Source organism: Pseudomonas sp. AP42 (assembly GCF_001728935.1).
Taxonomy (GTDB): domain Bacteria; phylum Pseudomonadota; class Gammaproteobacteria; order Pseudomonadales; family Pseudomonadaceae; genus Aquipseudomonas; species Aquipseudomonas lactis.
Genome location: NZ_LYSO01000203.1, coordinates 1 through 3375, shown reverse-complemented (window position 1 = coordinate 3375; position 3375 = coordinate 1). Strand labels below are relative to the sequence as shown.

The 3375-nt window shown below is 61.6% G+C and carries 1 protein-coding gene; it reads right to left on the bottom strand.

Features of this window, described 5'->3' with window-relative positions:
• Positions 1–3375: condensation domain-containing protein (locus A7K61_RS30430; protein WP_139129574.1), on the bottom strand; the 3375-nt coding region annotated here is incomplete at both ends.

Genomic DNA, 3375 nt, shown 5'->3' with positions numbered 1-3375 from the left:
CCCCTCGAAAGTTGACTCACCCAACACCAGGGTTTCCAGGCCCTGGGGCACCGGCAACGGCAGGTGCGCCTGGGTCAGCAGCAGCTTCACGCCACTGTCTTCGAGCATGTAGGCCAGGCGCTCCGGCGGGTATTCAGGGTCCAGCGGCACGTAAGCGCCACCGGCCTTGAGCACGGCCAACAGGCCAACAACCATTTCGATGGAGCGTTCCACCGCCAACCCGACCAGCACGTCCGGGCCCACGCCGGCTTCGATCAGGCGATGAGCCAGGCGGTTGGCGCGGCGGTTCAGTTCGGCATAATCCAAGTGCTGCCCGGCAAAGACCAATGCCGGTGCATCCGGTGTACGCGCCACTTGCTGTTCAATCAGATGATGAGCGCATGCTTGCAGCGGGTAATCACGAACAGTGGCGTTCCAATCGAACACCACCCGCTGGCGCTCACCTGCGTCCAGCATCACCAAATCCCCTAATCGCTGTTGGGCATCAGTGACCATGCCCAGCAGCAAGTTGAACAGGTGCCGACCATAACCCTCCACGGTCTCGGCCGTGAATTGCGCATGGGCGAAGCTCAATTGCAGCGACAGCGTCTCGCCCATATCCACCAGCACCGTCAGTGGATAGCTTGTTTGCTCATGAGCCTTGGGCTCGCCAAAGCGGATACCACTGCCACCGCTTTGCGCCAAGGCCTTGGACACCGGGTAGTTTTCAAAGACCAGGATGTTATCGAACAAGGCGCCGCCGCCCTGCCCGGCCCAGCGCTGAATATCGTACAGCCCGGTGTGCTCATGCTCGCGCAGTGCCAGGTTCTGCGCCTGCACTGCCTGCAACCAGTCGGCGACTGATTGCTGCGCATCCACTGCACAGATCACCGGCAAGGTATTGATGAACAGGCCGATCTGCTCTTCCACCCCCGCAACCTCCGCGGGACGCCCGGCCACCGTAGCACCAAAGGACACCACCGACTGGCCACCAGCATAGCGCTGCAACAGGATCAGCCAGGCGGCCTGCACCAGTGTATTGAGGGTAACTTTGTTACGGCGGGCAAATGCCTCCAGTCGAGCCGTCAATGGACGCTCCAGGCTGCAAAGGTGTTCGCCATAACCCTCGATCGCCTGTGCTTGGCTGCTGCCCAGGCGGGTTGGCGTTTGCAGAATATTCAATTGCTCACGCCAGAAGGCTTCGGTGTTACCTGGGTCGCGCTGTTGCAGCCAACCGATGTAATCGCGATAACGCCCGGCCGCTTCCGGCACTGCCACACCGGCGTAGCGTTGCAGGACTTCGCCAAACAACCGGGAATTGCTCCAGCCGTCCATCAGGATATGGTGATGGGTATAGATCAACTCGTGACGCTGCTCATCCGTGCGCACCAACAGCAGGCGCGCCAACGGCGCCTTGCCCAAGTCAAAACCTTGGCGACGCTGGTCTTGCTGCAGGTTTTGCAGGGCCAGCTCCCGCTCTGGCATGCAGCGCCAGTCAAGTTCTTCGATTGGCAATCGGGCATCGCGGTAGACCACCTGGCACGGCCATTCCAGCTGGCCCTCCCAGAAGAATCCGCTGCGCAAAACGTCATGGGCTTGCACCGTAGCGTCCCATGCCTGCTGAAAGCGCAACACATCCAGGCCTTCGGCTGTGACGCGGACCTGATTGATGTAGTCGCCCGCCGCCTGCTCATACAGGGTATGGAACAGCATGCCCTGCTGCATTGGCGACAGCGTGTAGATGTCCTGCACGGCATTGGCCGCCACCGGCAGCGATTCGAGTTGCTGCTGATTGAGCCGCGACAACGGGAAGTCCGAGGCGGTCATGCCGCTATTGCCCGGCGTGCAGCAGTGTTCTACCAGCGCAGTCAGTTCGCGGCTAAAGGCCTGGCTGAGGGCTTCGATCTCCTGCGCATCGAACATCAAGGGGCTGAACGTCCAGCCCATTTGTAGTTGGCCGCCATACACCTGGCCGTTGACCGTCAACCAGTTGCCTAGAGGCGCGTCCGGGCTTTGTTCGGCCCCAGTGCTTTGCGATGCAGGCGTGAACAGCCCATCCGGTTGATCGAAGCTGCCGTCGATCTGGCCGAGGTAGTTGAAAGTGATCCGCGGCACAGGCAGTTGGCTGAAGGCTTGGCGCGTCGCGTCATCGCCCAGGTAACGCAAGGCACCAAAACCCAGACCCTTGTCCGGCACGGCGCGCAGTTGCTCCTTGATCTGCTTGATTGAGCCCGCCAGGGTATCAGCCGGGGTCAGGCGCACCGGGAACAGGCTGGTGAACCAGCCCAGTGTGCGGGTCAGGTCGATGTCGTCAAAGAGCTCCTCACGGCCGTGGCCTTCCAACTGGATCAGGCTGGAGGCGTGCCCGCTCCACTGGCAGATGACCCGCGCCAGGGCAGTCAATAACAGGTCGTTGATCTGGGTACGATAGGCGGTGGGCGCCTGTTGCAACAACTGATGGGTACGTTCGGCATCCAACTGGCTTACGACTGTCTGTGCCAGCCGACCAGGGCGCGCACCGTGGGGGTCGCGGCATGGCACGTCAGGGGCGGCACCCTGGAGCTGTTGCAGCCAGAAGTCTTTCTCAGGCTGGGCCGCTTCGCTGCGGGCATGGGCCTGCAAGCGTTCGGCCCAGTGCTTGAACGACGAGGTCTTGGCCGGGAGTTTGTGTTGAAGGTACAGGCTTTGCAGATCTTCCAGCACAATCCGCCAGGACACACCGTCTACCACCAGGTGATGCATCACCAGCAACAGGCGCTGGGTACCATCAGCCATCTCGGCGAGGACCGCACGCAACAACGGGCCGTTTTGCAGGTCGAGGCTGCGCTGGGCGCGCTCGCACAGTGTGAGCAGCTCGGCGTCGCTTTGCACAGGTTCCTGCCACAGCAAGGCTGTGGGCGGCGCATCATGTCGCGCACGCCAACCGTCCGCCGACTCACTGAAACGCAAGCGCAGTACGTCGTGATGCTGGATGACCGACTGCAATGCCGCTTCCAGCAAGCGCCCTTGCAACGGTTGCCGTGGCGTCAGCAACAGCGATTGGTTCCAGTGATGTCGATCCGGCAAGTCCAGTTCGAAGAACAGCTGTTGGAACGGCAGCAACGGCGTCTCGCCCTGCACCGGGCCTTGGTCGATCACCTGTTTAGCCTGCAACTGTGCAACCCGTGCCAGGCTACGCACTGTCTGGTGCTGGAACAGCGCCTTGGCGTTGAAGTGAATACCCGCGGCGCGTGCACGGCTGACCACTTGAATGGAGATGATCGAGTCGCCGCCGCGCTCAAAAAAGTTGTCGTTCAAACCCACCTGTTCAACGCCGAGTACATCGGCCCAGATCGCAGCGATGCGCTGTTCGAGGGCGCTTTGCGGTGCTTCGTAATGCTGCGTTGCTGCGGGTTC